The organism is Streptomyces sp. NBC_01166 (genome assembly GCF_045039765.1).
Classification (GTDB): Bacteria; Actinomycetota; Actinomycetes; order Streptomycetales; family Streptomycetaceae; genus Streptomyces.
On record NZ_CP108613.1, the window covers coordinates 5,894,122 to 5,918,266 of the forward strand.

The 24,145-nt window shown below is 70.2% G+C and carries 20 protein-coding genes; 12 read left to right on the forward strand and 8 right to left on the reverse strand.

Annotated features, from left to right (window positions below):
- Nucleotides 1-8 precede the first annotated feature (8 nt).
- The gene (locus OG379_RS27240; RefSeq protein ID WP_405665640.1) at nt 9-1,877 is read right to left on the reverse strand and encodes a lectin; all 1,869 of its coding nucleotides are present in this window, start codon (nt 1,875-1,877) and stop codon (nt 9-11) included.
- Nucleotides 1,878-2,168: 291 nt separating this feature from the next.
- Between OG379_RS27240 and OG379_RS27245 the strand changes: the two genes are divergently transcribed.
- The 10 genes from OG379_RS27245 to OG379_RS27290 all read left to right on the forward strand — a co-directional run bounded on the left by OG379_RS27245 (nt 2,169) and on the right by OG379_RS27290 (nt 16,986).
- Entirely contained in the window at nt 2,169-3,143 is a 975-nt protein-coding gene (locus tag OG379_RS27245; RefSeq protein ID WP_393761156.1) for a LacI family DNA-binding transcriptional regulator, read from the forward strand.
- Nucleotides 3,144-3,277: 134 nt separating this feature from the next.
- Nucleotides 3,278-4,957, forward strand: a complete 1,680-nt coding sequence (locus OG379_RS27250) for an ABC transporter substrate-binding protein (RefSeq protein WP_405665641.1) — start codon at nt 3,278-3,280, stop codon at nt 4,955-4,957.
- A gap of 16 nt (nt 4,958-4,973) precedes the next feature.
- Nucleotides 4,974-6,029 carry an ABC transporter ATP-binding protein gene (locus tag OG379_RS27255; protein ID WP_405665642.1) on the forward strand — a complete coding sequence of 352 codons (1,056 nt, stop codon included), beginning with the start codon at nt 4,974-4,976 and terminating at the stop codon, nt 6,027-6,029.
- Nucleotides 6,026-7,006 carry an ABC transporter permease gene (locus tag OG379_RS27260; protein ID WP_393761162.1) on the forward strand — a complete coding sequence of 327 codons (981 nt, stop codon included), beginning with the start codon at nt 6,026-6,028 and terminating at the stop codon, nt 7,004-7,006. The genes OG379_RS27255 and OG379_RS27260 overlap by 4 nt, the downstream gene beginning before the upstream one ends.
- 5 nt (nt 7,007-7,011) lie before the next feature.
- A complete protein-coding gene (locus tag OG379_RS27265) occupies nt 7,012-8,067 on the forward strand; it encodes an ABC transporter permease (protein ID WP_405668664.1) in 1,056 nt (351 codons plus the stop codon).
- Nucleotides 8,064-9,053: an ABC transporter ATP-binding protein gene (locus OG379_RS27270; RefSeq protein ID WP_405665643.1), complete on the forward strand. Its 990-nt coding sequence runs from the start codon at nt 8,064-8,066 to the stop codon at nt 9,051-9,053. The genes OG379_RS27265 and OG379_RS27270 overlap by 4 nt, the downstream gene beginning before the upstream one ends.
- Nucleotides 9,054-9,105: 52 nt before the next feature.
- Nucleotides 9,106-10,527, forward strand: coding sequence for a GH1 family beta-glucosidase (locus OG379_RS27275; protein WP_405665644.1), 1,422 nt, complete (start codon nt 9,106-9,108; stop codon nt 10,525-10,527).
- Between the two features lie 12 nt (nt 10,528-10,539).
- Entirely contained in the window at nt 10,540-12,417 is a 1,878-nt protein-coding gene (locus OG379_RS27280; protein ID WP_405665645.1) for a discoidin domain-containing protein, read from the forward strand.
- A gap of 32 nt (nt 12,418-12,449) precedes the next feature.
- Entirely contained in the window at nt 12,450-15,536 is a 3,087-nt protein-coding gene (locus OG379_RS27285; RefSeq protein ID WP_405665646.1) for a glycoside hydrolase family 3 N-terminal domain-containing protein, read from the forward strand.
- Nucleotides 15,537-15,597: 61 nt separating this feature from the next.
- Nucleotides 15,598-16,986 (forward strand): hypothetical protein, encoded by a 1,389-nt coding sequence (locus OG379_RS27290; RefSeq protein ID WP_405665648.1) that lies wholly within the window; start codon nt 15,598-15,600, stop codon nt 16,984-16,986.
- 12 nt (nt 16,987-16,998) lie between these two features.
- On the opposite strand, the gene OG379_RS27295 is transcribed toward OG379_RS27290, so the two are convergent.
- Nucleotides 16,999-17,586: an MSMEG_1061 family FMN-dependent PPOX-type flavoprotein gene (locus OG379_RS27295; RefSeq protein WP_405665649.1), complete on the reverse strand. Its 588-nt coding sequence runs from the start codon at nt 17,584-17,586 to the stop codon at nt 16,999-17,001.
- A 162-nt stretch (nt 17,587-17,748) separates the two neighbouring features.
- Here OG379_RS27295 and ppk2 point away from each other — a divergent pair, with 162 nt between their 5' ends.
- Nucleotides 17,749-18,699, forward strand: coding sequence for a polyphosphate kinase 2 (gene ppk2 / locus OG379_RS27300; RefSeq protein WP_393761176.1), 951 nt, complete (start codon nt 17,749-17,751; stop codon nt 18,697-18,699).
- A 6-nt stretch (nt 18,700-18,705) separates the two neighbouring features.
- On the opposite strand, the gene OG379_RS27305 is transcribed toward ppk2, so the two are convergent.
- Nucleotides 18,706-19,485, reverse strand: coding sequence for a DUF4097 family beta strand repeat-containing protein (locus OG379_RS27305; RefSeq protein ID WP_405665651.1), 780 nt, complete (start codon nt 19,483-19,485; stop codon nt 18,706-18,708).
- 85 nt (nt 19,486-19,570) lie between these two features.
- On the opposite strand from OG379_RS27305, the gene OG379_RS27310 reads away from it, so the two are divergent.
- On the forward strand, nt 19,571-20,035 hold the full coding sequence (locus tag OG379_RS27310) for a GNAT family N-acetyltransferase (protein ID WP_405665652.1): 465 nt from the start codon (nt 19,571-19,573) through the stop codon (nt 20,033-20,035).
- A 90-nt stretch (nt 20,036-20,125) separates the two neighbouring features.
- Here the strand turns inward: OG379_RS27310 and OG379_RS27315 are convergent, their stop codons facing one another.
- From OG379_RS27315 to OG379_RS27335, 5 genes are read right to left on the reverse strand one after another with little or no spacing between them, the layout of a single operon-like run.
- Nucleotides 20,126-20,455: a putative quinol monooxygenase gene (locus OG379_RS27315; RefSeq protein WP_405665653.1), complete on the reverse strand. Its 330-nt coding sequence runs from the start codon at nt 20,453-20,455 to the stop codon at nt 20,126-20,128.
- 31 nt (nt 20,456-20,486) lie between these two features.
- A complete protein-coding gene (locus OG379_RS27320; RefSeq protein ID WP_405665655.1) occupies nt 20,487-21,512 on the reverse strand; it encodes an NAD(P)-dependent alcohol dehydrogenase in 1,026 nt (341 codons plus the stop codon).
- Nucleotides 21,509-22,249 carry a metal-sulfur cluster assembly factor gene (locus OG379_RS27325; protein ID WP_405665656.1) on the reverse strand — a complete coding sequence of 247 codons (741 nt, stop codon included), beginning with the start codon at nt 22,247-22,249 and terminating at the stop codon, nt 21,509-21,511. Before OG379_RS27325 ends, OG379_RS27320 begins: the two co-directional genes overlap by 4 nt.
- A gap of 1 nt (nt 22,250) precedes the next feature.
- The gene (locus OG379_RS27330; protein ID WP_393761190.1) at nt 22,251-23,249 is read right to left on the reverse strand and encodes an amidohydrolase family protein; all 999 of its coding nucleotides are present in this window, start codon (nt 23,247-23,249) and stop codon (nt 22,251-22,253) included.
- 55 nt (nt 23,250-23,304) lie between these two features.
- Nucleotides 23,305-24,099, reverse strand: coding sequence for an acetoin reductase (locus OG379_RS27335; RefSeq protein WP_405665657.1), 795 nt, complete (start codon nt 24,097-24,099; stop codon nt 23,305-23,307).
- Nucleotides 24,100-24,145 lie beyond the last annotated feature (46 nt).

The following is a 24,145-nucleotide window of genomic DNA, read 5'->3' on the forward strand; positions in this document are numbered from 1 at the left end:
GGCGGGGCCTACTGGAGCCGCCACTTCTGGTTGGCGGCTCCGGTGCAGGTCCAGATCTGGACACGGGCCCCGTTCGCCGAGGACTGGTCCGTCACGTCGAGGCATTTGTCCGCCGCCGTGTTGACCACGTCCCCCGTCGACGCGTCGTACCTCCAGCGTTGCGCCCCCGAGCCGTTGCAGGTGTACAGCTGGACCTTTGCTCCGTCGGCCGTGGAGCCCGAGGTGACGTCCAGGCAGGCGCCGAGCACCTTGATGCTTCCGTCGCCGCCGACCGTCCAGCGCTGGTTGGCCGCGCCGGTGCAGTCCCAGATCTGGACCGGGGTGCCGTCGGCGCCGGTGTTGCCCGTGGCGTCCAGGCACTTGCCGCCGGTGCCCGCGAGGGCGCCGCTGCTGCCCGGGGAGCCCGACTGGGTTCCCGACCAGGTGAACGTGGCCGAGGTGCGGCCGGGCAGCGAGTAGGCGAACTTCTGCCCGCCCCAGTTGACGGTGACCTGCTGGGCGGACGCCGATCCGTTGTACGCGATCAGGGCCTTCGAGCCGTCCGGGTTGCGCCACGCCACGTTGGGGACGGTGGAACTGCCCGTGGAGGCGATGCGGGCGGCGCCGGGCCGGACGTACTTCGTCAGGTGGCCCATCGTGTAGTACTCGATCGTGTAGTCGACCTGGCCGTGCCTGCTGTCCCCGTTGTGCACGGTGACCAGCCCGTCGCAGGTGCCGCAGCCGCCGTTGTGCGGGCCCCGGTTCTGGTCGACGGCCAGCGACCACTTGGTCACCGACTTCGCCCAGTTGCGCGTGTAGTCGATGATGTTGAGCATGTCCTCGCGCTGCTGGTCGGCGATCCACGTGCCGCCCGAGTGCTCGGTCTGGAAGGCGTCCAGCTCCGGGTACCGGTTGTGCACGGTGGTCTGCTTCGCGATGTCACCGCCGTACCCGTGCCAGGCGATGCCCCCGAAGTTCGGGTGGCTGCGCACCGCCGCGTCGTCCACCGTCGCGGCGGCGTACGCGTCGTAGGTGTCCCAGTTCCAGTCGTGCGCCAGCACCTTGGTGGCCAGACCCGCCGATTGGAGCTTCGGCAGCAGCTCGCTCTTGGTGAAGTAGGCCAGCCCGGAGCCGTTCCAGCTCATCGACGGATAGCCGGAGCAGCAGGTCGGCTCGTTCTGCGCGGTGACGTAGTCGACCGGGACGCCCTGGTCCTTCCAGGCCTGGAGGTACTTCACGAAGTAGTTCGCGTAGGCGCCGTAGTTCTCGGCCTTCAGCCAGCCGCCGTTGAGCTGTCCGTTGTCCTTCATCCAGGCCGGCGCGGTCCACGGAGAGGCGACCGTGGTCAGTGCGGGGTTGAGCTGCTTCGCCTGCCGGGTGAGCGGCAGCACGTCCTGCAGATCGTGTGCGATCGAGAAGTTGGCGAGGCTCGGGTCCGTCCGGCCGGCCGGCATGTCGTCGTACGTGTAGCCGAACCGCGCCAGGTCGGAACCGCCCATGGGATTGCGTACGAACGAGAGCCCGATGCCCTCCGTGGGGGAGAAGAGCTTCTTCATCGTCTCGTCACGGGTGGCCTGGCTCAGCGCCCCGCTGCCCTTCATCAGCCAGGCCGCCGTGTCCGTGAACGAGGCGCCGCCACCGGTGAAGGTCTGGTAGCGCGTGTTCTCGTCGACGGTGATGTTCGTGCCGGAGCCGCCGTTGCCGGAGCCGAAGGCGACCGGCGTCTGCTGCTGGAGACCCCGGGTGACATGACGTCCGCCGGAGTCGTCCGTGGTGGTCAGCACGATGTTCACGGTCTCACCGGCGGCCTGTGCGGTACCGGAGGAGAGTCCGGCCAGTCCCGCGGTCGCGAGCGCCGTCGCGACGAGGACGCTCACCGCTCTGCTTGTCCGAATCATGGGCTGCTGCCTTTCTCGGCAGGGGCGTGGGGGAAGTGCCGTCGAACGAGCCGTGAGTGAACTGCTCTTACGTGTTCGCGTCAAGACCTTCGTCTGTTCAAGAAGTGAACGGAAGCTCCGTCGGACCTGCTTCGATCATGGGTACGGACCAATGTCGGCGTGAAGTATTGACGCCTCTGTTCCGGCGCGGTTAACTCCAGCCGCAACGCCGGTACCGGTTCCGGGACCGGTTACGGAACCGGTACCGAAGCCCGCGCCGCCCCCTGTCCTGCCTTGTCCCTGGAGGCCCCGTTGCGTGTCACCATCGCCGATGTCGCCCGTGAGGCCGGCGTCAGCAAGACGACCGTGTCACGGGTGATCAATCTCAAGGGCGAAGTGGACGGTTCGACCGCCGCCCGCGTTCGTGAAGTGATCGCGGACCTCGGCTACGTACCCAGCTCCGGCGCCGTCGGGCTGGCACGCGGCCGAAGCCGTACGGTCGGCCTGCTGGTGCCCTCGTTCACCTGGCCCTGGATGGGTGAGGTGCTCCAGGGGATCGTCGACACGGTCGAGGCCGCCGACTACGGGCTCCTGCTCTTCACCTGCACCCGGGGCGCGCAGTCCGTCGAGCGCTTCACGACCCAGGTGTCGGCGCGCGCCTTCGACGGGCTCGTCGTCGTCGAACCGGAGAACACGCTCGACCAGCTCACCGCACTGCACCGGTCCGGTCTGCCGATCGTCCTGATCGACGACCGGGGCCACCACCCGGAATTCCCCTCCGTCGTGACCACCAATCACGAGGGGGGCGCGTCCGCCGCCCGCCATCTGCGGGACGGGGGGCGCACCAGGCCCCTGGTAGTCACCGGACCGCGGCACTTCGGCTGCGTCCGCGACCGGCTCGAGGGCTTCCGTTCGGTCCTGCCCACCGACCTGGTCGTGGACGGGGACTTCACCGAGCACCGTGGCCGTCTCGCCGTGGAGGAACTCCTCGCGGCAGGGACGGAGTTCGACTCCGTCTTCGCTCACAACGACATCTCGGCGACCGGGGTCCTGCGAGCCCTGAGGGCCGCCGGCCGCCGCGTACCCGACGACATCGCGGTGGTCGGCTTCGACGACATCCCGATGGCCGAACACACCGAACCGCCGCTGACCACCGTGCATCAGCCCACGCGGCAGATGGGCGAGGCGGCGGCGAGCCTGCTGCTCTCCCACCTCGGCGGCACCGCCGTACCGGACGGACCGGTCGTGCTGCCCACCGAACTGGTCGTGCGCCACTCGGCGCCGTAACGGACCCGGCCCCGCCGGTCACCCGTCCGCATCCCCGAACCAGCCGCACCCGCACACGCCACACCCGCACCCCGCGCGTCCAGCGCTGCCACCACCGCCGGATCTCCCAGACCCGCAGTCCTCCTGGAGTCGCCATGTCCGTACGCCGTCGTCACACTCTGAGAGCGCTCTCAGTCGCCACTGCCGTGGTCGCGCTCGCCACCGGCTGCTCGTCCGCCAACTCGGGTGCCAACAAGGGGGGCGGGGCCGGTGCGTCCGGTGTCCTGACCATCGGCAAGCCGGACGGACCGCAGACGAACAACAGCAACCCGTTCCTCGCGACCTCGGCGAGCGCCACCCTCGGCTACCGCTTCATGATCTACGAGCCGCTGGCGATGACGAACCAGATCCGCCCCACCGACAAGGCGGACCCGTGGCTGGCGACCGCGTGGGACTGGGAGTCCAACTTCACGAAGGTCACCTTCACCCTGGACGACCGGGCCAAGTGGGCCGACGGCAAGCCGCTGACCGCCGAGGACGTCGCGTTCACCTTCGACCTGCTCAAGAAGCACCCGGCGCTCAACGGCAACGGCATTCCGTACGACGGCATCACCGTCGAGGGCAAGAAGGTCGTCCTGACCTTCAAGGAATCCCAGTTCGTCAACCAGAACAAGATCATCACGACGTACGTCGTGCCCAAGCACATCTGGGAGAAGGTCGAGAACCCGGAGACCTGGCCCAACCGCACCCCGGTCGGCTCCGGCCCGTACAAGCTGAAGACCTTCACCCCGCAGACCACCACCCTGACCGCCACGCCCACCTACTGGAAGGGCGAGACCAAGGTCAAGGAGCTGCGCTACAGCACGTACAACGACAACAGCGCCGCGACCACGGCCCTGGCCAACGGCAAGCTCGAGTGGTCGTTCGTCTTCATGCCGAACTACAAGCAGCTGTACGTCGCCAAGGACCCGAAGAACCACAAGCTCTGGTTCCCCTCCGGGCTCGGCATCCACGGGCTGTGGTTCAACACCGCCCGCAAGCCGTTCGACAACCCGGCCCTGCGCAAGGCGATGGCCATGGTCGTCGACCGCAAGGCGATCCACGTGCAGGCCCAGGCGACCCTCTACCCGGAGATCAGCAACCCGACCGGCATCCCGCTGCCCGCCGGTGACCCGTTCCTCGCGCCGGAGTACAAGAGCGCCACCACCGAGCCCGACGTGGACGGCGCCAAGGCGCTCCTCAAGGACGCCGGGTTCCAGCTCGGCGGCGGTGTCCTCAAGGACCCGAGCGGGAAGCCGGTGGAGCTGACCTTCACCGACCCGGCCGGCTGGAACGACTACATCACCGGGCTCTCGATCATCAAGGACAACATCAAGCAGCTCGGTATCGAGGCCAAGGTCAAGACGCAGACCGCCGAGGCGTGGACCAACGACGTCGCCGCCGGCAACTTCGACGCCACCCTGCACTGGACCAACAGCGGCGCCACTCCGTACGACATGTACCAGAACATCATGGACGGGGCGATCCTCCAGCCCATCGGCAAGCCCTCCCAGCTCGGCAACTTCGGCCGCTTCAAGAGCCCCGAGGCCACCGCCGCGCTGAAGGAGTATGCCAACGCCACCGACGACCCCGCGCGCACCAAGGCCATGAACGCCCTCCAGAAGATCATGGTCGAGCAGGCCCCGCTCATTCCGACGGCAGCGGCCCCCATCGGCGCCGAGTACTCCACGAAGAACTGGGTGGGCTGGCCCACCGAGGAAGACCCGTACGCAGCCCCGCAGCACACCCAGCCCGACGCGCTGGAAGTCGTGCTGAACCTCAAGCCCGCCAAGTAAGTACGGGGAACCGGCCATGACCACCGAACCGTCCGCAGACGTGCGCACCGCCTCCGACGTGGTGCTCGAAGCACGCGGAGTCACCAAGCACTTCCCCGTACGGCGCACCGCCGGCGACCTCGTCGCCCGCAGACGCCGCACCGTCCACGCCGTCGACGACGTCTCGCTGAAGCTCCGGCGCGGCACCGTCACGGCCCTGGTGGGGGAGTCGGGCTCCGGAAAGTCCACCGTCGCACGGCTGCTCGCCCAGCTGTACCCGCTCACCGCGGGTGAGATCCAGCTGGGCGGCACGGCGGTGAAGGCCGGGCGTGGCCGGTCCTTCCGCAGATACGTCAAGCAGGTCCAGCTGATCTTCCAGGACCCGTTCGCCTCGCTCAACCCGGTGCACACCGTGCGCTACCACCTGACCCGCGCCCTGAAGATCCACGGCCGGGCGGGGAGCGGGGACGCGGAGCTGGAGACGAACCTGGCGGCCCTGCTGGAACGCGTCCAGCTGACTCCTCCTCATCAGTTCCTGGACAAGTTCCCGCACGAGCTGTCCGGAGGGCAGCGCCAGCGCGTCGCGATAGCGCGCGCGCTCGGCGCCGACCCTCAGGTGCTGCTCGCCGACGAACCCGTCTCGATGCTCGACGTGTCGATCCGGCTCGGCGTCCTCAACCTGCTGCGCGACCTCAAGGAGCGCCTGCACCTCGCGATCCTCTACATCACCCACGACATCGCGTCCGCCCGCTACTTCGCCGACACGACCCTGGTGATGTACGCCGGCCGCATCGTCGAGGGCGGCGACAGCGAGCAGGTCACCCAGCACCCCGCGCACCCCTACACCCAGCTGCTGATCGCCTCGGCGCCCGACCCCGACCGGGTGGCGGACGAGGAGGCGCAGGAGGAGACCGGGAGCGGTGAGCCGCCCTCCCTGATCGCCCCGCCGGACGGCTGCCGCTTCCACCCGCGCTGCCCGAAGGCCATGGAGCGCTGCCGCACCGAACTGCCGCCCCGCTTCGACCTCGCGGACGGCCAGTGGGCCGCCTGCTGGCTGTACGACGGCACGACCGCCGAGGGAGCAGCGAAGTGAAGTACATCCTCCAGCGGATCGCCTTCTACGCGGTCACCGCGTGGGCCGCCATCACCATCAACTTCCTGATCCCGCGCATGATGCCGGGCGACCCCGTCGACGCCCTGATGAGCCGCTACCAGGGGCAGCTCGACACCACAGCCATCGCCTCCCTGAAGGCCCTGTTCGGGCTCGACGAGAACCAGTCCATCTGGTCGCAGTACACCGACTACTGGTCCCACCTGCTCGACGGTGACCTCGGACTCTCCTTCACCTTCTTCCCGACCCCGGTCGGCGAGGTGATCTCCCAGTCACTGCCCTGGACGCTCGCCCTGGTCGGCATCACCACCCTGATCAGCTTCCTGCTCGGCACCGGCATCGGCGTCTACAGCGGCTGGCGGCGCGGCTCCTGGCTGGACGGGCTGCTGCCCGTGACCACCTTCATCTCGGCCATCCCGTACTTCTGGCTCGGCCTCATCGCCATCGCCGTGTTCGCGGTGAAGTGGCAGATCTTCCCGGCCGCCGGAGGCTACGACAACTCCCTGGTCCCGGCCTTCGACTGGCCGTTCGTCTCCAGCGCGCTGTACCACGGGGTGCTGCCCGGCGTGACGATCGTGCTCAGCGCCATCGCCGGCTGGATCCTCGGCATGCGCAACATGATGGTGACCGTCTCCTCCGAGGACTACGTCATGGTGGCGCAGGCCAAGGGGCTGTCCGAGCGGCGCGTGATGTTCTCCTACGCCGCGCGCAACGCCGTCCTGCCCAACATCTCCGGCTTCGCCCTCTCTCTGGGCTTCATCGTCGGCGGCACCCTGCTGGTCGAGATGGTCTTCTCCTACCCGGGCATCGGCTACCAGCTGTTCCAGGCCGTCGGAGCCAAGGACTACCCGCTGATGCAGGGCGTCTTCCTGATCATCACGCTCTCCGTCCTCGCCGCGAACCTGCTGGCCGACATGGCCTACGCCCTCCTCGACCCCCGCACTCGTAAGGAGGCATGACGACTGTGTCCGTCACCGCCACCGACGTCGCCGTACTGGACGACCCTCCCACCCCCGCCGCGGCGGGCCGGGCCAGATTCCGCTTCCTGCGCGGCGGGAAGACCCGCACCGGGCTGCTGATCCTCGCCTTCTTCGTGATCCTCGCCGTGGCGGGCCCCTGGCTCGCCCCGTACGACCCGGACGCGATGAGCGACCAGCTGCTCCAACCGCCGTCCGCCGAACACTGGTTCGGCACGACGCAGACCGGGCAGGACGTCCTCTCGCAGATCCTGGTCGGCACCCGCGGCGTGCTGCTCGTCGGATTCCTCGCCGGCATCCTGGCGACGGTGCTGTCCGTGCTCATCGGGGTCAGCGCGGGTTTCCTCGGCGGAGCCGCCGACGAGATCCTCTCGATGCTCTCCAACATCTTCCTCGTCATCCCGGGCCTGCCGCTGATCATCATCATCGCGAGCTTCGTCGAGGACACCGGGGACATGCTGATCGCCGCCGTCATCGCCCTCACCTCCTGGGCCTGGGGCGCACGCGTCCTGCGCGCCCAGACCCTGTCGCTCCGGCGCCGCGACTACGTGGAGGCGGCGCGGGCCACCGGCGAGTCCACCTGGCGGATCATCCTCTTCGAGGTCATGCCGAACCTCACGGCCGTCATCGCGTCCGGATTCGTCGGCACCGTCATCTTCGCCGTCCTCTCGGAGATCACGCTCGCCTTCATCGGCGTCGCCGACATCTCCCACTGGAACTGGGGCACCGTGCTCTTCTGGGCCCAGTCCAACCAGGCCCTGGCCCAGGGCGCCTGGTGGTGGTTCGTGCCCGCCGGACTGTGCATCGCGCTGCTGGGCACCGCCCTCTCGCTCATCAACTTCGGCATCGACGAGTTCGTCAACCCGCGCCTGCGCACCGCGACGGGCTCCTCCCGCAAGGTCCGGATGCGGGTCGGCTTCACCCCCGTGGCCCGCTCCACCGCGCCCGAGGAGACCGCGCCCGGCTTCACGCCGGTGGCCCGTGCCACCGCGCCCGCCGCACCCGAGTCGCCCGGAACGCCCAGCAAGGAGCACAGCGCATGACCGCCGAGCCGATCCTCACCATCAGCGGCCTGAACGTCGACTACGGCACCGGCGCGAACGGCGTCCGCACCCTGCGGGACATCGACCTCACCCTGCACCGCGGCGAAGTCCTCGGCCTGGCGGGCGAGTCCGGCTCGGGCAAGTCCACTCTCGCCTACGCCGTCACCCGGCTGCTCTCCCCGCCCGGGGTGATCACCGGCGGCGACGTCCACTACCACCGGCCGGGCGGCGGCGAGCCCGTCGACATCCTCTCCCTCACCCCGGACGAGCTGCGTGCCTTCCGCTGGCAGGAGCTGTCGATCGTGTTCCAGGGGGCGATGAACTCCCTGAACCCCGTGCACACGGTCCACAGCCAGCTCACCGATGTACTCACCGCCCACCGGCCCGGCATGCGGGCCGCCGAGCGGACCGCGCGGGCCGAGGAGCTGCTCAACCTCGTCGGCATCTCCGCCGACCGGCTCGCCGCCTATCCGCACCAGCTCTCCGGAGGCATGCGCCAGCGCGTGATGATCGCGATGGCGCTCGCGCTGGAACCCGAGATCGTCATCATGGACGAGCCCACCACCGCGCTCGACGTGGTGATGCAGCGGCAGATCCTGCGCAAGCTGGTGGAGCTGCGGGAGCGCCTCTCCTTCTCCGTCGTGTTCATCACCCACGACATCTCGCTGCTGATCGAGTTCTCCGACCGCATCGCGATCATGTACGGCGGCCGGATCGTGGAGCAGGCCGGCGCGGCCGAGATCTACCGCGACCCCCGCCACCCCTACAGCGACGGCCTGCTGCACTCCTTCCCCGCGCTGCACGGCCCCCGCCGCGAGCTCACCGGCATCCCCGGATCGCCCCCGCACCTCTCCGCGATGCCCACCGGCTGCGCCTTCCACCCCCGCTGCGGCAAGGCCTTCGAGCCGTGTGCCGAGCGGGTCCCGGCGCTCGCCCCGCCGGACGCCGGCCAGGACCGCGAGGTCGCCTGCTGGCTGCACCACTGACCGCCCGCACCGCCGCTCACCACCCCCCAGCAGAACCGGAGTTCGGAGACCCATGAATCTCGTCACGCCCCGCAGCAGCCTGCAGCCCGCCGCCGTCCAGGGACTCCCTGCCGACTTCCGCTGGGGCGTGGCCACCTCCTCGTACCAGATCGAGGGTGCGGCCTCGGAGGACGGCCGCACCCCGTCCATCTGGGACACCTTCTGCCGTGTGCCGGGCGCCGTGCACAACGCGGAGCACGGCGACGTGGCCTGCGACCACTACCACCGGATGCCCGAGGACGTCGAGCTGATCGCGGGCCTCGGCGTCGACACGTACCGCTTCTCGCTGGCCTGGCCACGCATCCAGCCGGGGGGCCGCGGTCCCGCCAACGCCAAGGGCCTCGACTTCTACAAGCGGCTGGTCGACGAGCTCCGGGGCAGGGACGTCACCCCCTGGATCACCCTCTACCACTGGGACCTGCCGCAGGAGCTGGAGGACGCGGGCGGCTGGCCGGCCCGCGACATAGCCCTGCGCTTCGCGGAGTACGCCATGCTCGCCTACGAGGCCCTCGGCGACCGGGTCGAGCACTGGACGACCCTGAACGAGCCGTGGTGCTCGGCGATGCTCGGATACGCCTACGGGGCCCACGCCCCCGGCCGCACCGACATGGGCGACGCGGTGAGCGCCGTCCACCATCTGCTCCTGGGCCACGGGCTCGCCGCCCGGCAGATGCGCGAGGCGGCGGGAAGCAGCCCGCTGGAGCTCGGCATCACCCTCAACCTCGGCACCGCCACCCCGGAGACCGACAGCGAGGCCGACCGGGAGGCCTGCCGCCGAGCCGACGGCATGGGCACCCGCCTCTACCTCGACCCGATCGTCCACGGCCGCTACCCGCAGGACGTCGTCGACGACCTCGCGGCCCAGGGGATCGAACTGCCCGTCCAGGACGGCGACCTGGCCGCCATCGCGACCCCCCTCGACATCCTCGGCGTCAACTTCTACCGCGGGGCCCTGTTCTCCGGGGTGACCGAGGAGGGTTCGCCGACCGACGCCGACGGCCTCCCCGTCGTCCGCGGGGTGGAGCGCGACCTGCCCCGCACCGCCATGGACTGGGAGATCACCCCCACCGAACTCACCGACCTGCTGCTGCGGCTCCAGCGCGACTACGCGCTGCCGACCGTCATCACGGAGAACGGGGCCGCCTTCGACGACACCGTCGCCGCCGACGGCTCCGTGCCCGACACCGACCGCACCGCCTATCTCGCCGACCACATCGCCGCCGTGTCCGAGGCCCGTCGCCAGGGCGCCGACGTCCGGGGCTACTTCGCCTGGTCGCTGATGGACAACTTCGAGTGGGCCTACGGCTACGACAAGCGGTTCGGCATCGTCCGCGTCGACTACGACACGCAGCTGCGGACGCTCAAGGACAGCGCCAAGTGGTACCGCGACACGATCCACCTCACCCGGAACGCCCCCACCGACCGAGCCGTGTAGGAGCACCCCCACATGCCTTCTCGTACGACGTTACTGGTCACCACCGCCGTCGCCCTGGCCGCGCTCGCCACCCCCGTGGCCCTCGCGGCTCCCGCCCCCGACCCCTCCGCCCGGGCCGCCGCAGCGGCCTGGGACACGGACAGAGCCGCGTCCGCCTACGCCTCGAATCCCGGCGCGGTCACCGCGTCCGGCAGCGAGAACGGCGCGTCGGGGCCCGGAGCGGTCGCCGACGGCAACGCCACCACCCGCTGGTCCAGCGACTTCGCCGACGACGCCTGGATACGCGTCGACCTCGGCTCCACCATCCGCATCAACCAGGTCAAGCTGGAGTGGGAGGCCGCCTACGGCAAGAAGTACGTCCTGGAGGTCTCCCGGGACGGCACGAACTGGACGGACTTCTACACCGAGACGGAAGGCACCGGCGGCACCGTCACCGCCCACACCTACCCGCAGGAGGTCACCGGCCGCTACGTCCGGATGCGCGGCGTGGAGCGTGGCACCGCCTGGGGCTACTCCCTCTTCTCCTTCCAGGTGTACGGCGGTGAGCCGGCCCCCGCGTCGACGACCCGCGCCAACCTCGCACTGAACCACCCCGCCTTCGGCAACCTGTACCAGCACGCCGGGAACTCGCCCGCCTACATCACCGACGGCGGCTGGCCCGCCGACCTCAAGGCCGACCGGTCGCGCTGGTCCTCCGACTGGAACGCCGACCGCTGGGTCGGCGTCGACCTCGGTGCCACCTCCACCATCAGCAGCCTCGACCTGTACTGGGAGGCGGCCTACGCCGTCGACTACGAGATCCAGGTCTCCGACGACAACAGGAACTGGCGCACGGTCCACCGCCCGTCCGCCACCGAGGTGGCCGCCAGACGCGCCGACGTGAAGTCCCCCGGCGAGGCCGTCGGACGGCACGACACGATCACCCTGTCCACCCCCGCCACCGGCCGCTACGTCCGGATGCTCGGCAAGGAGCGCCGTTCCTTCCACAACCCGGCGCCCTCCACCGCCCAGTTCGGCTACTCCCTCTACGAGTTCCAGGTCTGGGGCACCGGCGGCAGCGCCGCCGCGGCGTACCCGGCCCTGCCCGAGAACCCCGGCGGCGCGTACACCACGAAGTTCTTCGACGACTTCACCGGCTCGGGCCTCGACCGCTCCAAGTGGCGTGTGGTGCGCACCGGCACGGAGATGGGCCCGGTCAACGGGGAGTCGCAGGCGTACGTCGACTCACCGGCCAACATCCGGACCGAGAACGGCGCCCTCGTCCTGGAGTCGAAGTACTGCAAGGGCTGCACCTCCACGCCCAACGGCACCTTCGACTTCACCTCCGGACGCGTCGACACCAACACCAAGTTCGACTTCACCTACGGCAAGGTCAGCGCCCGTATGAAGCTCCCCGTCGGGGACGGATTCTGGCCGGCCTTCTGGATGCTGGGCAGCGACGTCGACGACCCCGCGGTGTCCTGGCCCGGCTCCGGCGAGACCGACATCATGGAGAACATCGGCTACGGCGACTGGACCAGCTCAGCCCTGCACGGCCCCGGGTACTCCGCCGACGGCAACATCGGCAGGCAGCAGACCTACCCGGACGGCGGCCGGGCCGACCAGTGGCACACCTACGGCGTCGAGTGGACGCCCGAGGGCATGACGTTCACCGTCGACGACCGCGTCGTCCAGCAGACCTCCCGCCAGAAGCTGGAGTCCACCCGCGGCAAGTGGGTCTTCGACCACAACCAGTACGTGATCCTCAACCTCGCTCTCGGCGGCGCCTACCCGGCCGGCTGGAACAAGGTCACGCAGCCCTACTGGGGCCTCCCGCAGTCCAGCGTCGACCGGGTCGCGCAGGGCGGCATCAAGGCCGAGATCGACTGGGTGCGGGTCGAACAGAAGTAGCCGCACCTCCGACACACGGAAGAGAGCCGTACATGCCCCGTCCACCGCACGCCCGCGCCCGCCACCGGGCGAGACCGGCCGCGGCCGCGCTCGCCGCGGCCACCGTCCTCGCGTCACTGCTCGCCGGGGCCGTCCCCAGCGCGGCGGCCGACGCGGAGGATCCCGCACCCGTCCTCGTCGACCGCTTCGAGGGCGAGGTCCCGCTCGGCAGTCCGCCCGCCGACTCCCTCTTCACCTGGGGCGGCGACGCCGACGACCACCCCGCCCTCGCGTTCGAGGAGCGCGCCGACGCCCCCGAGGGGGCCAAGGTCCTCCAGGGCACCTACGACATCAGCGCCTACGGCGGACTCAGCCACGAGTTCGCCGTCGACCAGCCCCCGAAGGACTGGACCGCCCACAAGGGCATCCGCTTCTGGTGGTACGGCCAGAACACCGCGCCGCTGCCGCCCGGTTCGGGCAAGCGGATCAACTTCGAGATCAAGGACGGCGGAGCCAACGGCGGCGCCTCCGAGCTGTGGACCACCTCCTTCACCGACGACTGGGAGGGCTGGCACCAGGTCGAGATCCCCTTCGCGGACTTCGTCTACCGGGCCGACTACCAGCCCGTCGGCGGCATCGACCAGGTCCTCGGCCTGAACGAGATGTGGGGCTACGCACTCACCCTCCCGACCGGTGCCCCCGGCTCCTTCGCCATGGACGCCGTCGAGCTGTACGGCAAGGCCGACCCGGCCCTGAAGTCGAGCGTCGTCGTCGACTCCGCCGTGCACCCGGTCAAGGAGGGTGCGACCGCGGACATCAAGATCTCCGTCGCCACGACCGGCTCCGCCCCCATCGAGGAGCCCGTCACGGTCGCGTACACGACCAAGGGCGGCAGTGCCGGCGCCGGCAAGGACTACACACCGGTCACCGGCACCCACACCTTCCCGGCGGGCACCGCTTCCGGCACCACCCACACCGTCTCCGTGGCCACCGTCAAGGACAAGGGCGCCGAGTCCGCGGAGACGATCCCGCTCGAACTGACCGTCACCGGGGCCAAGGCGCCCAAGGAGAACCCGCAGGTCGTCATCGACGCCCACGGGCTGCCGTACCAGAACGCGAAACTCCCGGTGAAGAAGCGCGTCGCCGACCTGCTGTCGCGGATGTCCCCGGCCGAGAAGGCCGGCCAGATGACCCAGGCGGAGCGCAACGCGCTGAGGTCGCAGGGCGACATCGCCGCGTACGACCTCGGCTCGCTGCTCTCCGGCGGCGGCTCCGTACCCACCCCGAACACGCCCGAGGCGTGGGCGAAGATGACCGACGCCTACCAGCTGCGGGCGCAGGCCACCCGCTTCCAGATCCCGCTGATCTACGGCGTGGACGCGGTGCACGGCCACAACAACGTGATCGGCTCGACGATCATGCCGCACAACATCGGCATCGGGGCGGGCCGCGACCCGAAGCTCGCCGAGAAGACGGGCGCGGTCACCGCCAACGAGGTCCGCGCCACCGGCATCCCGTGGGACTTCGCCCCCTGCGTCTGCGTCACCCGCGACGAGCGCTGGGGCCGTTCCTACGAGGCGTACGGCGAGGACCCGGCGCTGGTCGAGGCCATGGAGACGGTCATCACCGGCATGCAGGGCAGTCCGTCGGGGAAGGACCTCGACCGCAACGACAAGGTGCTGGCCAGCGCCAAGCACTTCGTCGGCGACGGGGGCACGGAGTTCGGCTCCTCCACCACCGGGTCGTACACCATCGACCAGGGCGTCACGAAGGTCACGCGCCAGGAGCTCGAAGCCGTGCACCTCGCGCCGTTCGCCGAGTCCGTGAAGCGGGGCGTCGGCACGGTCATGCCGTCGTACTCCTCGCTCGACGTCCTCGGCGACGACGCGGGCCCCGTGAAGATGCACGCCAACGCGGAGATGATCAACGGCGTGCTCAAGGACCGGATGGGCTTCGAGGGCTTCGTCATCAGCGACTGGCAGGCCATCGACCAGATCCCGGGCGACTACGCGAGCGACGTACGCACCTCGGTCAACGCGGGCCTGGACATGATCATGGTCCCGACGGCGTACCAGGACTTCACGAAGACACTCCAGGACGAGGTCACCGCCGGCCGGATCAGCCAGGCCAGGATCGACGACGCGGTGTCCCGGATCCTCACCCAGAAGTTCCGCCTCGGGCTCTTCGAGAAGCCGTACGCCGACACGTCGAACCTGGACGAGGTCGGATCGGCGGCCCACCGCGCGGTCGCCCGCGAGGCGGCGGCCAAGTCCCAGGTCCTGCTGAAGAACGACGGCGCCGTGCTGCCGCTCAAGGCGTCGCAGAAGGTCTACGTCGCCGGGTCCAACGCCGACGACCTCGGCAACCAGGCCGGTGGCTGGACCATCAGCTGGCAGGGCGCCTCCGGTGCCACCACCCCGGGCACGACGATCCTGAAGGGCATCGAGAAGAACACCTCTTCGGCCACCTTCTCCCAGGACGCCTCCGCCCCGACCGAGGGATATGACGTCGGAGTCGTGGTGGTCGGTGAGAAGCCGTACGCCGAGGGCATCGGGGACGTCGGCAACGGTCACGACCTGGAGCTCACGGACGCCGACAAGAAGGCCGTCGACACGGTCTGCGCCGCCATGAAGTGCGCGGTCCTCGTCGTCTCGGGCCGTCCCCAGCTCATCGGCGACCGGCTCGGCGCCATGGACGCCCTGGTCGCCTCCTGGCTTCCGGGCACCGAGGGCGACGGGGTCGCCGACGTCCTCTACGGCAAGCGGGCCTTCACCGGGCAGCTCCCGGTGACCTGGCCGAAGTCCGAGTCGCAGCTGCCGGTCAACGTCGGCGACACGGCGTACGACCCGCAGTTCCCGTACGGCTGGGGACTGACCACCCTCCGGAAGGCCCCACAGGGCGGCGAGGCCACCCTCACCGGCCTCGCCCTCGCCGCCGGGCTCGCCGAGCGGGCGGGCCTCGGGAGGACCGCGGCGGGCAAGGAGATCGTGGACCGGGCGAGACTCCTGGTCCAGCAGAAGACCGGCGGGAAGCTGACCGCGGCGGTGTCCAAGCCGTTCGCGGAGGCCGACCATCTGCTGCTCACCGGTGACCTGACCGGAGCGGTGGCGAAGCTGCGAACGGCGTACCGAGCCGCGTAACAGCACGGAGGCAACCCGGGCGGGCGACGCATAATTCGCCCGTTCGGGTTACTTTCGGAGTATGCGGAAAAGGCTGTTCGCTCCCTTGTGGGCCTGCCTGCTGCTGATACTTTCGGCGGCCGTGCTGGCGATGATCCCCGCTGCCCAGGCCGCCGCCCCCTCGACGATCGACGATGTGGCCACCGCCCTGCGCGAGGACCCCGTCTACGTCGACCCGGCGGCGTCCGGCCAGCTCTCGGCGGCCCAGGAGGCCGCCCTGGAGAAGAAGATCGAGGACGCCGACAAGCCGGTCTTCGTGGCCGTGCTGCCCGCGACGTCCGAGTACCCGCCCGAGAATCTCCTGCAGAACCTGCGCACCGACACCGGGGTCACCGGTGTCTACGCGGTCCGTCTCGGCGACGGCTTCGACGCGGGCGCCGACCCGCAGGTGATGCCGACCCGGGCCGTCGAGAACCTCACCACCGCCGTGAAGGCACCCGGGACGGACACCGACACCGCGACCCAGCTCAACGCCTTCGTCGACCGTGCCGTCGACGAGGCCAAGGGCAGTGCCCCGGCCTCCTGGTCCGGCGGCGGTGCCGGCGACGGTGCGGAGAACGGGGCCCCGGTGGCCGGTCTGATCGTCCTCGGCGGCGTGGTCCTGGTCGGCGGAGGCACCGCGTTCGCGGTCGTCCGCCGCAACAGGAAGCGCAAGGAGGAGGAAGAGCGGGCCGCCCTGGAGAAGCTCCGGGTCGTCGTGGACGAGGACATCACCGCGTACGGCGAGACCCTGGACCGGCTGGACTTCCATCCCGCCGAGAAGGGCGCGAACGACGCGATGCGCATCGACTACGAGCGCGCTCTCGACTCCTACGAGGACGCCAAGTCCCGCATGGGCGACGCGCAGCACCCCTCCGACGTACGAGGGGTGACCCAGGCCCTGGAGGACGGCCGTTTCTCGCTCGCCGTACTGGAGGCCCGGCGCAAGGGCCGGGCGCTCCCGGCCCGCCGCCCGCCCTGCTTCTTCGACCCGCGCCACGGGCCTTCCGTCGCGGACGTCCTGTGGACGCCGTCCGGCGGAGCGTCCCGCGAGGTCCCTGTCTGCGGCGCCGACGAGGTGCGGCTGCGCGACGGGGAGGACCCCATGAGCCGCACGGTGGACGTGGGCGACGGCCGACGGCGCCCCTACTGGGAAGCGGGCCCGGCGTACGGGCCCTGGGCCGGCGGCTACTTCGGCGGCGGCCTGCTCCCGGGCCTGCTGGTCGGCACCATGCTCGGCTCGATGCTCTCCACCCCGGCGTACGCGGCCGAGTACGGCGGCGGTGACTTCGGCGGAGGCGGCGGGGGCGGTGACTGGGGCGGCGGTGACGTCTCAGGATCCGACTTCGACTCGTCCGGCTTCGGCGGCGGCGGCTTCGGCGACGGCGGTGGTTTCGGAGGCGGCGGCTTCGACGGGGGCGGCGGGTTCTAACCCCCGGGCACTTCAGGCCTTCCCGGCCGCGCCCTCCCAGGTCTCCGGCGCCCACATGCCCGAGCGCTTGAGCGAGGCCGGGCAGTGCAGATAGATCTCGTCGATCTCCACGACCAGGGCCAGGTCGGGGCGCCGGCCCTTCACCGTCATCCCGTCGAAGAAGGGTGCGTCGGTGAGGATGCGGGCGCGGCCGTTGATCCGCAGAACGGTCATCAAGCCGGGTATCAGGTAGAGCAGGCCGACGTGCGGGTTGGACAGGATGTTGTGGAAGCTGTCGCCGCGGCGGTTGCCCGGCAGGTCGGGCAGGGCGAGCGTCCGCGCGTCCAGAACCCGGGTGAAGCCCGGTGCGCCGCCGCGCGGGGAGGTGTCGCAGTTGCCCTCGGCGTCGGACGTCGAGACGGCGCAGAACGGCGCGCGGGCCAGGAGGTCCAGGTCGGCCTCGGTGAGCTCCTCGTGGACCTTGTCGATGACCAGCGGCCACGGCGTACCGAGGATCTCCCGCAGCTGCTCCGCCGACCGCAGGGGCACCGCCCCGGCCAGGGGGTCACCGCCGGGGGAGGGGGCGTCGGTGATGGCGGCCAAGGGCGCGGCGTTCGACAAGGGGTTCTCCGTACCTCGCGGGGGCACAGCAGCGGATCGCTGACCTGGCACTGTTAGGGCAACCTTACTTATGTGCGCGGACGCGCCGGTGCCGGGGCCGCACCGCCCGCGTCAGGTGCCATCTGGTGGCGCGGGGGCCGAACGGGTGACAGGCTTGACCAGGTGGACCGTGACCGTGTGGAGAAACAGCTGCTGGACGGCTTGACCGTCGACACCAGCAGGCCCGAGCAGCCGATCCTGCTCGACGAGGCAGGCCGGCCGATCAGGACCTGGCGCGAGAACTACCCGTACGACCGCAAGATCCGCCGCAAGGAGTACGAGCGGATCAAGCGCATCCTGCAGATCGAGATGCTCAAGCTCCAGCGGTGGACCAAGGACACCGGCGCACGGATCGTCGTGGTCTGCGAGGGGCGGGACGCGGCCGGCAAGGGCGGCACCATCCAGCGGTTCACCGAGCGCCTCAATCCGCGTGGCGCGCGCATCGTGGCCCTGGACAAGCCCACGGACCGCGAGCGCGGGCAGTGGTACTTCCAGCGTTACGTGGCCCACCTGCCGGCGCCCGGCGAGCTCGTCTTCTTCGACCGCTCCTGGTACAACCGGGCCGGAGTCGAACGCGTCATGGGCTTCTGCACCCCGCCCGAGTACGAGCTGTTCCTCAGGCAGTGCCCGGCCTTCGAGAAGATGCTGGTCGACGACGGCATCATCGTGGTCAAGCTCTGGTTCTCCGTCTCCCGCGCCGAGCAGCGCACGCGCTTCGCCATCCGCCAGGTCGACCCGGTCCGCCAGTGGAAGCTCTCGCCCACGGACATCGACTCCCTCGACCGCTGGGACGACTACACCACGGCGAAGGTCGACATGTTCCGCGCCACCGACACCGAGCACGCGCCCTGGACCGTCGTGAAGAGCAACGACAAGCGCCGGGCCCGTCTCGAAGCGATGCGCAGCCTGCTCGCCCGCATCGACTACACGGCGAAGAGTGACGAGGCCGTCGGCAAGCCGGATCCCCTCGTCGTGGGCCCGGCCGCCACCCTGCTGGAACCGGGCGAGGAGGACACCGCCCTTTCGCCCACCCGCCTCGCCCCGCACGCCGAGGGGCCGGGCGAACACCCCTGACGGCTCTCAGCCGCGCGTGGCGGTGACGTCACCGTTGACGGTGGCCAGGGTCATGTCGTGGCCGTTCCGCTTCGTGGCGGAGGGGAACGCCACGGAGGCCCGGCCGTTCCGAGTCGTCGCGTCGACGACGTACGCCGGCGCGTCGTGGGGCAGCGCCACCTGTACCGAGCCGTTCGTCGTGGCGGCGTCGAGACGGGACGGTGAGGTGGTGCTGCCGAGCGTCACGTCCCCGTTGACGGTCTCCGCGTGCAGGCGCTCCGAACTCAGGGTCCCGGCACGCACGGAGCCGTTACGGGTGGCCAGCCGGACGGTGGCGTCGCCGAGGCCGGACCGGGTGACCGTCACGTCCCCGTTGACGGTGGTCAGGTCCAGTGCCGACGCGACGCCGGCCACGTCGATGCCCGCGTTCCTGGCGGTGACCGTGACCGGGACTCCGGCGGGGATGCCGACCGCGGGCATGCGGGGGCACGGCCCGTCCTCGTGATCCCCGTGCTCCTCGTGCGCCTCTTGTTCCTCGTGCCCAGGGCAGGAAAGATCGAGGACCCAGGTGCCGTCGCGGTGGGACCAACGGCTGTCGATCCGGGCCTCGGTGACCGCCCGGTCGTCATCGGCCGGCCGCAGACGCACGCCGTTGTCGGTCGTGATCACCAGGTGCGTTCCGTGGCCCAGGGCGGGTGGTGTCCCCTCCGGGCGTGCGCCGGGGTCCCCGCCGCACGCCGCCAGGAGGGGGACGGCCGCCAGCAGTGCGGCCCATCGCGATCGATGCGTGAAAGCCGTGATGTCCATGCCTGCTCGTGTGCCCTGCGCGAGTCCGTCCCATGGCAGGCGGCGAGGCGGAAACCGACGGTCGTACAGGTTCTAGACTTCTTGAGTGATCGTCAGACTCGCGCGGGAACAGGACCTGGCCGGCTTCATCGCCCTTGCGGCCCGGGTCGAGGACTGGTTCGGGCCGATGGTGGAGGATCCCGGCTTCCACCGTGCGGTGGAGGACCACATCCGCCGGTCCGCGGCGCTCGTCGCCGTCTCGTCGGACGGCGAGACCGTCGGAGGCCTGCTGTTCGGCGCGGAGGCACCGGTTCATCATGTGCACTGGCTCGTCGTCTCCGAGAAGGCGCGCGGGACCGGCGCCGGACGGGCGCTGATGACGGACGCCTTCCGCAGGTACGTGCGGGGGCCGGGCACCGTCGAGGTGGTCACCTTCGGGGCCGACCACCCGGGTGCCGTGGACAGCGGGGCGCGCGTCTTCTACGAACGCCTCGGCTTCATCCCGGCCGAGGCGGCCGAGCCCGGACCGGAAGGCGGTTCACGGCAGGTCTATCGCCGGACCGTCGCCTGAACGCCTGCGACGTCGACCCCGGCGGGGGCACCGAGGGAGAGCCGGAGCCGGGGCGACCGGCCCCGGTCGCCCCGGGCGGCCGCCCCCGCATCAGCTCTCGCCGACCGCCATCTCGCCGAGCAGCGACCAGTCGTCCTGCGGCACCTTCACGTTGACGATCCGGGGCGTCGCCGCGAGATGCGGCGGCAACGCCCGCTGCGCCGCCCGGAAGTGGGCCGAACCCACATGCGCCGCACCGGCCTCGTCGTCCCGGAAGGCCTCCACCAGGACGTATTCCGACGGATCCTCGATACTGCGGGACCAGTCGAACCACAGGCAGCCGGGTTCGGCGCGCGTCGCCCGGGTGAACTCCGCCACCACCTCGGGCCACCGGTCGGCGTGTTCGGGCAGGACGGCGAACTTCACGGTGATGAAGATCAAGGTTTCACTTCCTCTGTCGTTCGGGTCGGACTCAGGGGACGAGGATCGCGCGGCCGCGGATCCGGCCGCTCCCGAGATCGTCCAGGGCGTCCTGGAAACGCTCCAGCGGATACGTCGCGGTGTGCAGGCGTACCCGGCCCTGCGCGGCGAGGACCATCAGCTCGCACAGGTCGTTGTACGAGCCGACCAGGTTGCCGATGAAGTTGATCTCGGCCGAGATGATGTCGATGGTCGGTACGTCGATGTTCTCGCCGTAGCCCACCACGTGGTAGTCGCCCGCCTGCCGCAGCATGCCGACACCGTCCCCGGTGGAGCCGCCTTCGCCGACGAAGTCGATCACCGCCTCCGCCCCCTTGCCGCCGGTCAGTTCACGCACCCTCTCCACCTGGCCGCCGTCGGCGACCACCCCGTGGTCCGCCCCGATGGACACGGCGAGATCCACCGCGCCGGGGTGACGGTCGACGACGACGATCTCGGCGGCCGTGATCGCCTTCAGCACCTGTACGCCGATGTGCCCGAGCCCGCCCGCGCCGATCACGACGCACCGGTCGCCGGGCCGCAGCTTCCGGGCGACCTTGGCCGCGGCGTGGTAGGCGGTCAGCCCCGCGTCCGCCAGTGCCGCGACGTCGGCCGGTTCCAGGGAGTCGTCGATCCGCACGACACTGCGCGCCGACGTCCTCAGGTACTCGGCGTAACCGCCGGCGGTGTCGATGCCGGGGAAGAGGTTGTTCTCGCAGTGCACGTCGTCACCGGCCCGGCACGCCCGGCACAGCCCGCAGGTGATCAGCGGGTGGACGATGACCTTGTCGCCCTCGGAGACATTGGTGACGGCGCTTCCGACCGCGTGGACCCAGCCGGCGTTCTCGTGTCCGATCGTGTAGGGGAGCGTCACCCCGGACTTCTGCGCCCACTGACCCTCCAGGATGTGGATGTCCGTTCGGCACACCCCCGCCCCGCCGATCCTGACGATCACGTCGTACGGGCCGGCGACCTCCGGAGCCGGCACCTCGGCCATCTCGAGGTTCTTGCCGTAGCCGACGACCTGGACTGCTTTCACGAGACGTTCTCCTTCACGAGGTCCCCGGTGCGCGGGGACTGGTCGGCCGCGGACTGCGGATACCGGGTGCGGAGCAGGCCCCGGCAGAAATGGGCGTTGCCGTCGATCGACACCCGGACGGCACGGGCGAAACGCAGCCGGAGCGGGATCTCACCCCGTGGGTAGCGCCGCCCGTCCTCGTCCACCAGGACCGGGTCGGACGGCGCCACCCCCAGGCCCAGCGCCGCGCGCCGACGCAGCAGCGCACCGGACGCGGCCGCGTCGGGGAGGCCGCCGAGGACCACGTCGTGGAGGTCCTCCTCGCCGAGGTCGGGATTCTCGCGGAGCACGAGAGCCAGGACCCGCTCCATGGCGGCCGTATGCGCCTTGCTGCGGAAGGTCAGCCGCAGCGCTTCGAGATCCTTCTCCGCCTCGTCCCCGAAGGTCCCGCGGTAGCCCGCGTCCGCGGCCAGCCCCCGGTTGATCAGGTCCGAGTCGTGGTGGTCGTCGAGCAGCACCACGACGTGCCGCGCCCAAGGCAGCGCCGTCAGCGCGTCCTTGGAGTCCGAGGCCATCAGGTACGCGAAGTTCGGTGAACAGAACGAGGTGGGGAGCCTCAGCCGGACGGTGAGGTCACCGTCGGCGGTCACCGTCACGGAGCGTACGAAGCCGAGGTCGGTGATCGGCTCGTCCAGCTCCGGGTCGAGGACCGCGTCCAGCGCCGCGCGGGCCTCCCGCTCCCATGAGGCGGCGGACATGTCAGGCCACCACCGGTTCGGCGACGCCCAGCCCGTCCGGCACCTCGATGCCGTACATGGCGGCCGCGTTCAGCCCGAGGATCTTCTTCTTCTGGGCCGTCGTGATCGGCGCGTACTCGGTCATGTCCTCGGGGATCTGGAAGTCGACGAACCGCTCGATCAGCCAACGGGGCGTCCACAGCGCGTAGTCGCTGGAGAACTGGATGCGGTTCTCGTCCAGCCAGTAGAGCAGTTCGCCGATGATCTGCGCGAAGTACCGCGGCCGGCTGTGGATGAAGGGCATCGCGACCGCGAGACCGGCGTGCACATTCGGCTCCTGCGTGGCGATCCAGCAGAAGTCCTCCAGCCTGGGCAGACCGCAGTGCTCGACGACGAAGTTCATCTCCGGGAACTGCGTGGCCGCCTTGTCGACGTCCGCGACGTCGAACGCGTCCCGGTCGAGCGGCCGGATCGTCGGCCCCTTGTGGATGTGGATGTTGTTGATCCCGAGCTCCTGACAGGCCTCGAGATAGCGGTACGTCCACGGGTCGTCGAGCTTGTAGCCGCGGCTGTCGCCCTTCCACTCGGCGGTGTACAGCTTCGCGCCCTTGAGCTGGAAGCGCTCGGCGTCCCGCCGCAGCTGGTCGAGTCCCTTCTGCTCGTACCGGGGATCCCAGGAGTGGTTGTACGTCAGCTTGTCGGGGTGCCTGCGGGCGAGCGCGAAGGACTCCTCGGTCTGCCCGAAGCCGTTGCGGTAGAACGCTCCCAGCCGCGCGGGCTGGAAGATGGCGTGATCGACGTACCCCTCGACGAAGAGGTCCTTCATCAGACGCTCGCCGCCGTAGTAGAGGTACTCCTCGTACGGCCACAGCTCCGATTCCGGGCTCAGGTTGCGGTGGTAGTCGTAGAAGCAGTCGATGAACTGCTTGCCGTGGATGTTGAGCTGGTTCTCGGGGCGCGCGTCCCAGAGCGCGACGTGCGCGTCCACGATGAAGTAGTTCTCGCCGTCCTTGGAATACATCTCTCTCCTCAGTTCGCGACGGGTGACCGGCCGGGTGCGGGCTCTCCGCCCCGCGTCAGGAGAACTGGATGCCGCCGTCGATCATGACGGACTGACCGGTCATGTAGTCCGAGTCCCGTGAGGCCAGGTAGGAGACGAAGGAGGCAACGTCCGCGGGCTCCTCGACCCGGCCCAGCGCGATCGCCTCCGCGTACTTCTTGATGGCCCGGCCCTTCTGCAGGCCCTCCTCCTCCGCCAGCCGTTCGTCGATCAGGTCCCACATGTCCGTGCCGACGATTCCCGGGCAGTAGGCGTTGACCGTGATGCCGTGCCGCGCCCACTCCATGGCCGCGGCCTGGGTCAGACCGCGTACGCCCCACTTCGACGCCGAGTAGGTGCCGAGCAGCGCGAACGGGCGGTACGCGACGATCGATGCGGCCCCGATGATCTTGCCGCCGCCACCCTGGGCGATCATCTGCCGGGCCGCCGCCTGGTAGGAGAGGAAGACGCCGCGCAGGTTCACGGCCATGACCTGCTCGAACTCGTCGATCCCCGTCTCCAGCAGCGGGGTGACCCTGGCGATACCCGCGTTGGCCACATAGACGTCGACCCTGCCGAAGTGGCCCGCGACCTGCTTCACGAGCGCGTCGGTCTGCTCCTTGCTGGTCACATCGGCGTGGACGGCGAGGGCCCGGCGCCCCGTCTTCTCGATACCGGCCGCCACCTCGCCGAGCTCCTCGCCCATGCCGGGGAGGTCGGCGACGGCCACGTCCAGTCCGTCCTGGGCCAGCCGCTCCGCGATGCTGCGGCCGATGCCGCGGGCGGCGCCGGTGACGATGGCGGTGCGGGCTGCGGTGCCTGCGGAAGTCATAGGTGCTCCTGTGCTCGACGGGTGAGCGGCCGCACCCTTCGTGCGG

Bases quoted from the DNA above. Each gene is read 5' to 3' on its own strand.
- OG379_RS27240 (WP_405665640.1), bottom strand. From the start codon at position 1,877: ATGATTCGGACAAGCAGAGCGGTGAGCGTCCTCGTCGCGACGGCGCTC.
- OG379_RS27250 (WP_405665641.1), top strand. From the start codon at position 3,278: ATGTCCGTACGCCGTCGTCACACTCTGAGAGCGCTCTCAGTCGCCACT.
- OG379_RS27255 (WP_405665642.1), top strand. From the start codon at position 4,974: ATGACCACCGAACCGTCCGCAGACGTGCGCACCGCCTCCGACGTGGTG.
- OG379_RS27270 (WP_405665643.1), top strand. From the start codon at position 8,064: ATGACCGCCGAGCCGATCCTCACCATCAGCGGCCTGAACGTCGACTAC.
- OG379_RS27275 (WP_405665644.1), top strand. From the start codon at position 9,106: ATGAATCTCGTCACGCCCCGCAGCAGCCTGCAGCCCGCCGCCGTCCAG.
- OG379_RS27280 (WP_405665645.1), top strand. From the start codon at position 10,540: ATGCCTTCTCGTACGACGTTACTGGTCACCACCGCCGTCGCCCTGGCC.
- OG379_RS27285 (WP_405665646.1), top strand. From the start codon at position 12,450: ATGCCCCGTCCACCGCACGCCCGCGCCCGCCACCGGGCGAGACCGGCC.
- OG379_RS27290 (WP_405665648.1), top strand. From the start codon at position 15,598: ATGCGGAAAAGGCTGTTCGCTCCCTTGTGGGCCTGCCTGCTGCTGATA.
- OG379_RS27305 (WP_405665651.1), bottom strand. From the start codon at position 19,485: ATGGACATCACGGCTTTCACGCATCGATCGCGATGGGCCGCACTGCTG.
- OG379_RS27325 (WP_405665656.1), bottom strand. From the start codon at position 22,249: ATGTCCGCCGCCTCATGGGAGCGGGAGGCCCGCGCGGCGCTGGACGCG.
- OG379_RS27330 (WP_393761190.1), bottom strand. From the start codon at position 23,249: ATGTATTCCAAGGACGGCGAGAACTACTTCATCGTGGACGCGCACGTC.
- OG379_RS27335 (WP_405665657.1), bottom strand. From the start codon at position 24,099: ATGACTTCCGCAGGCACCGCAGCCCGCACCGCCATCGTCACCGGCGCC.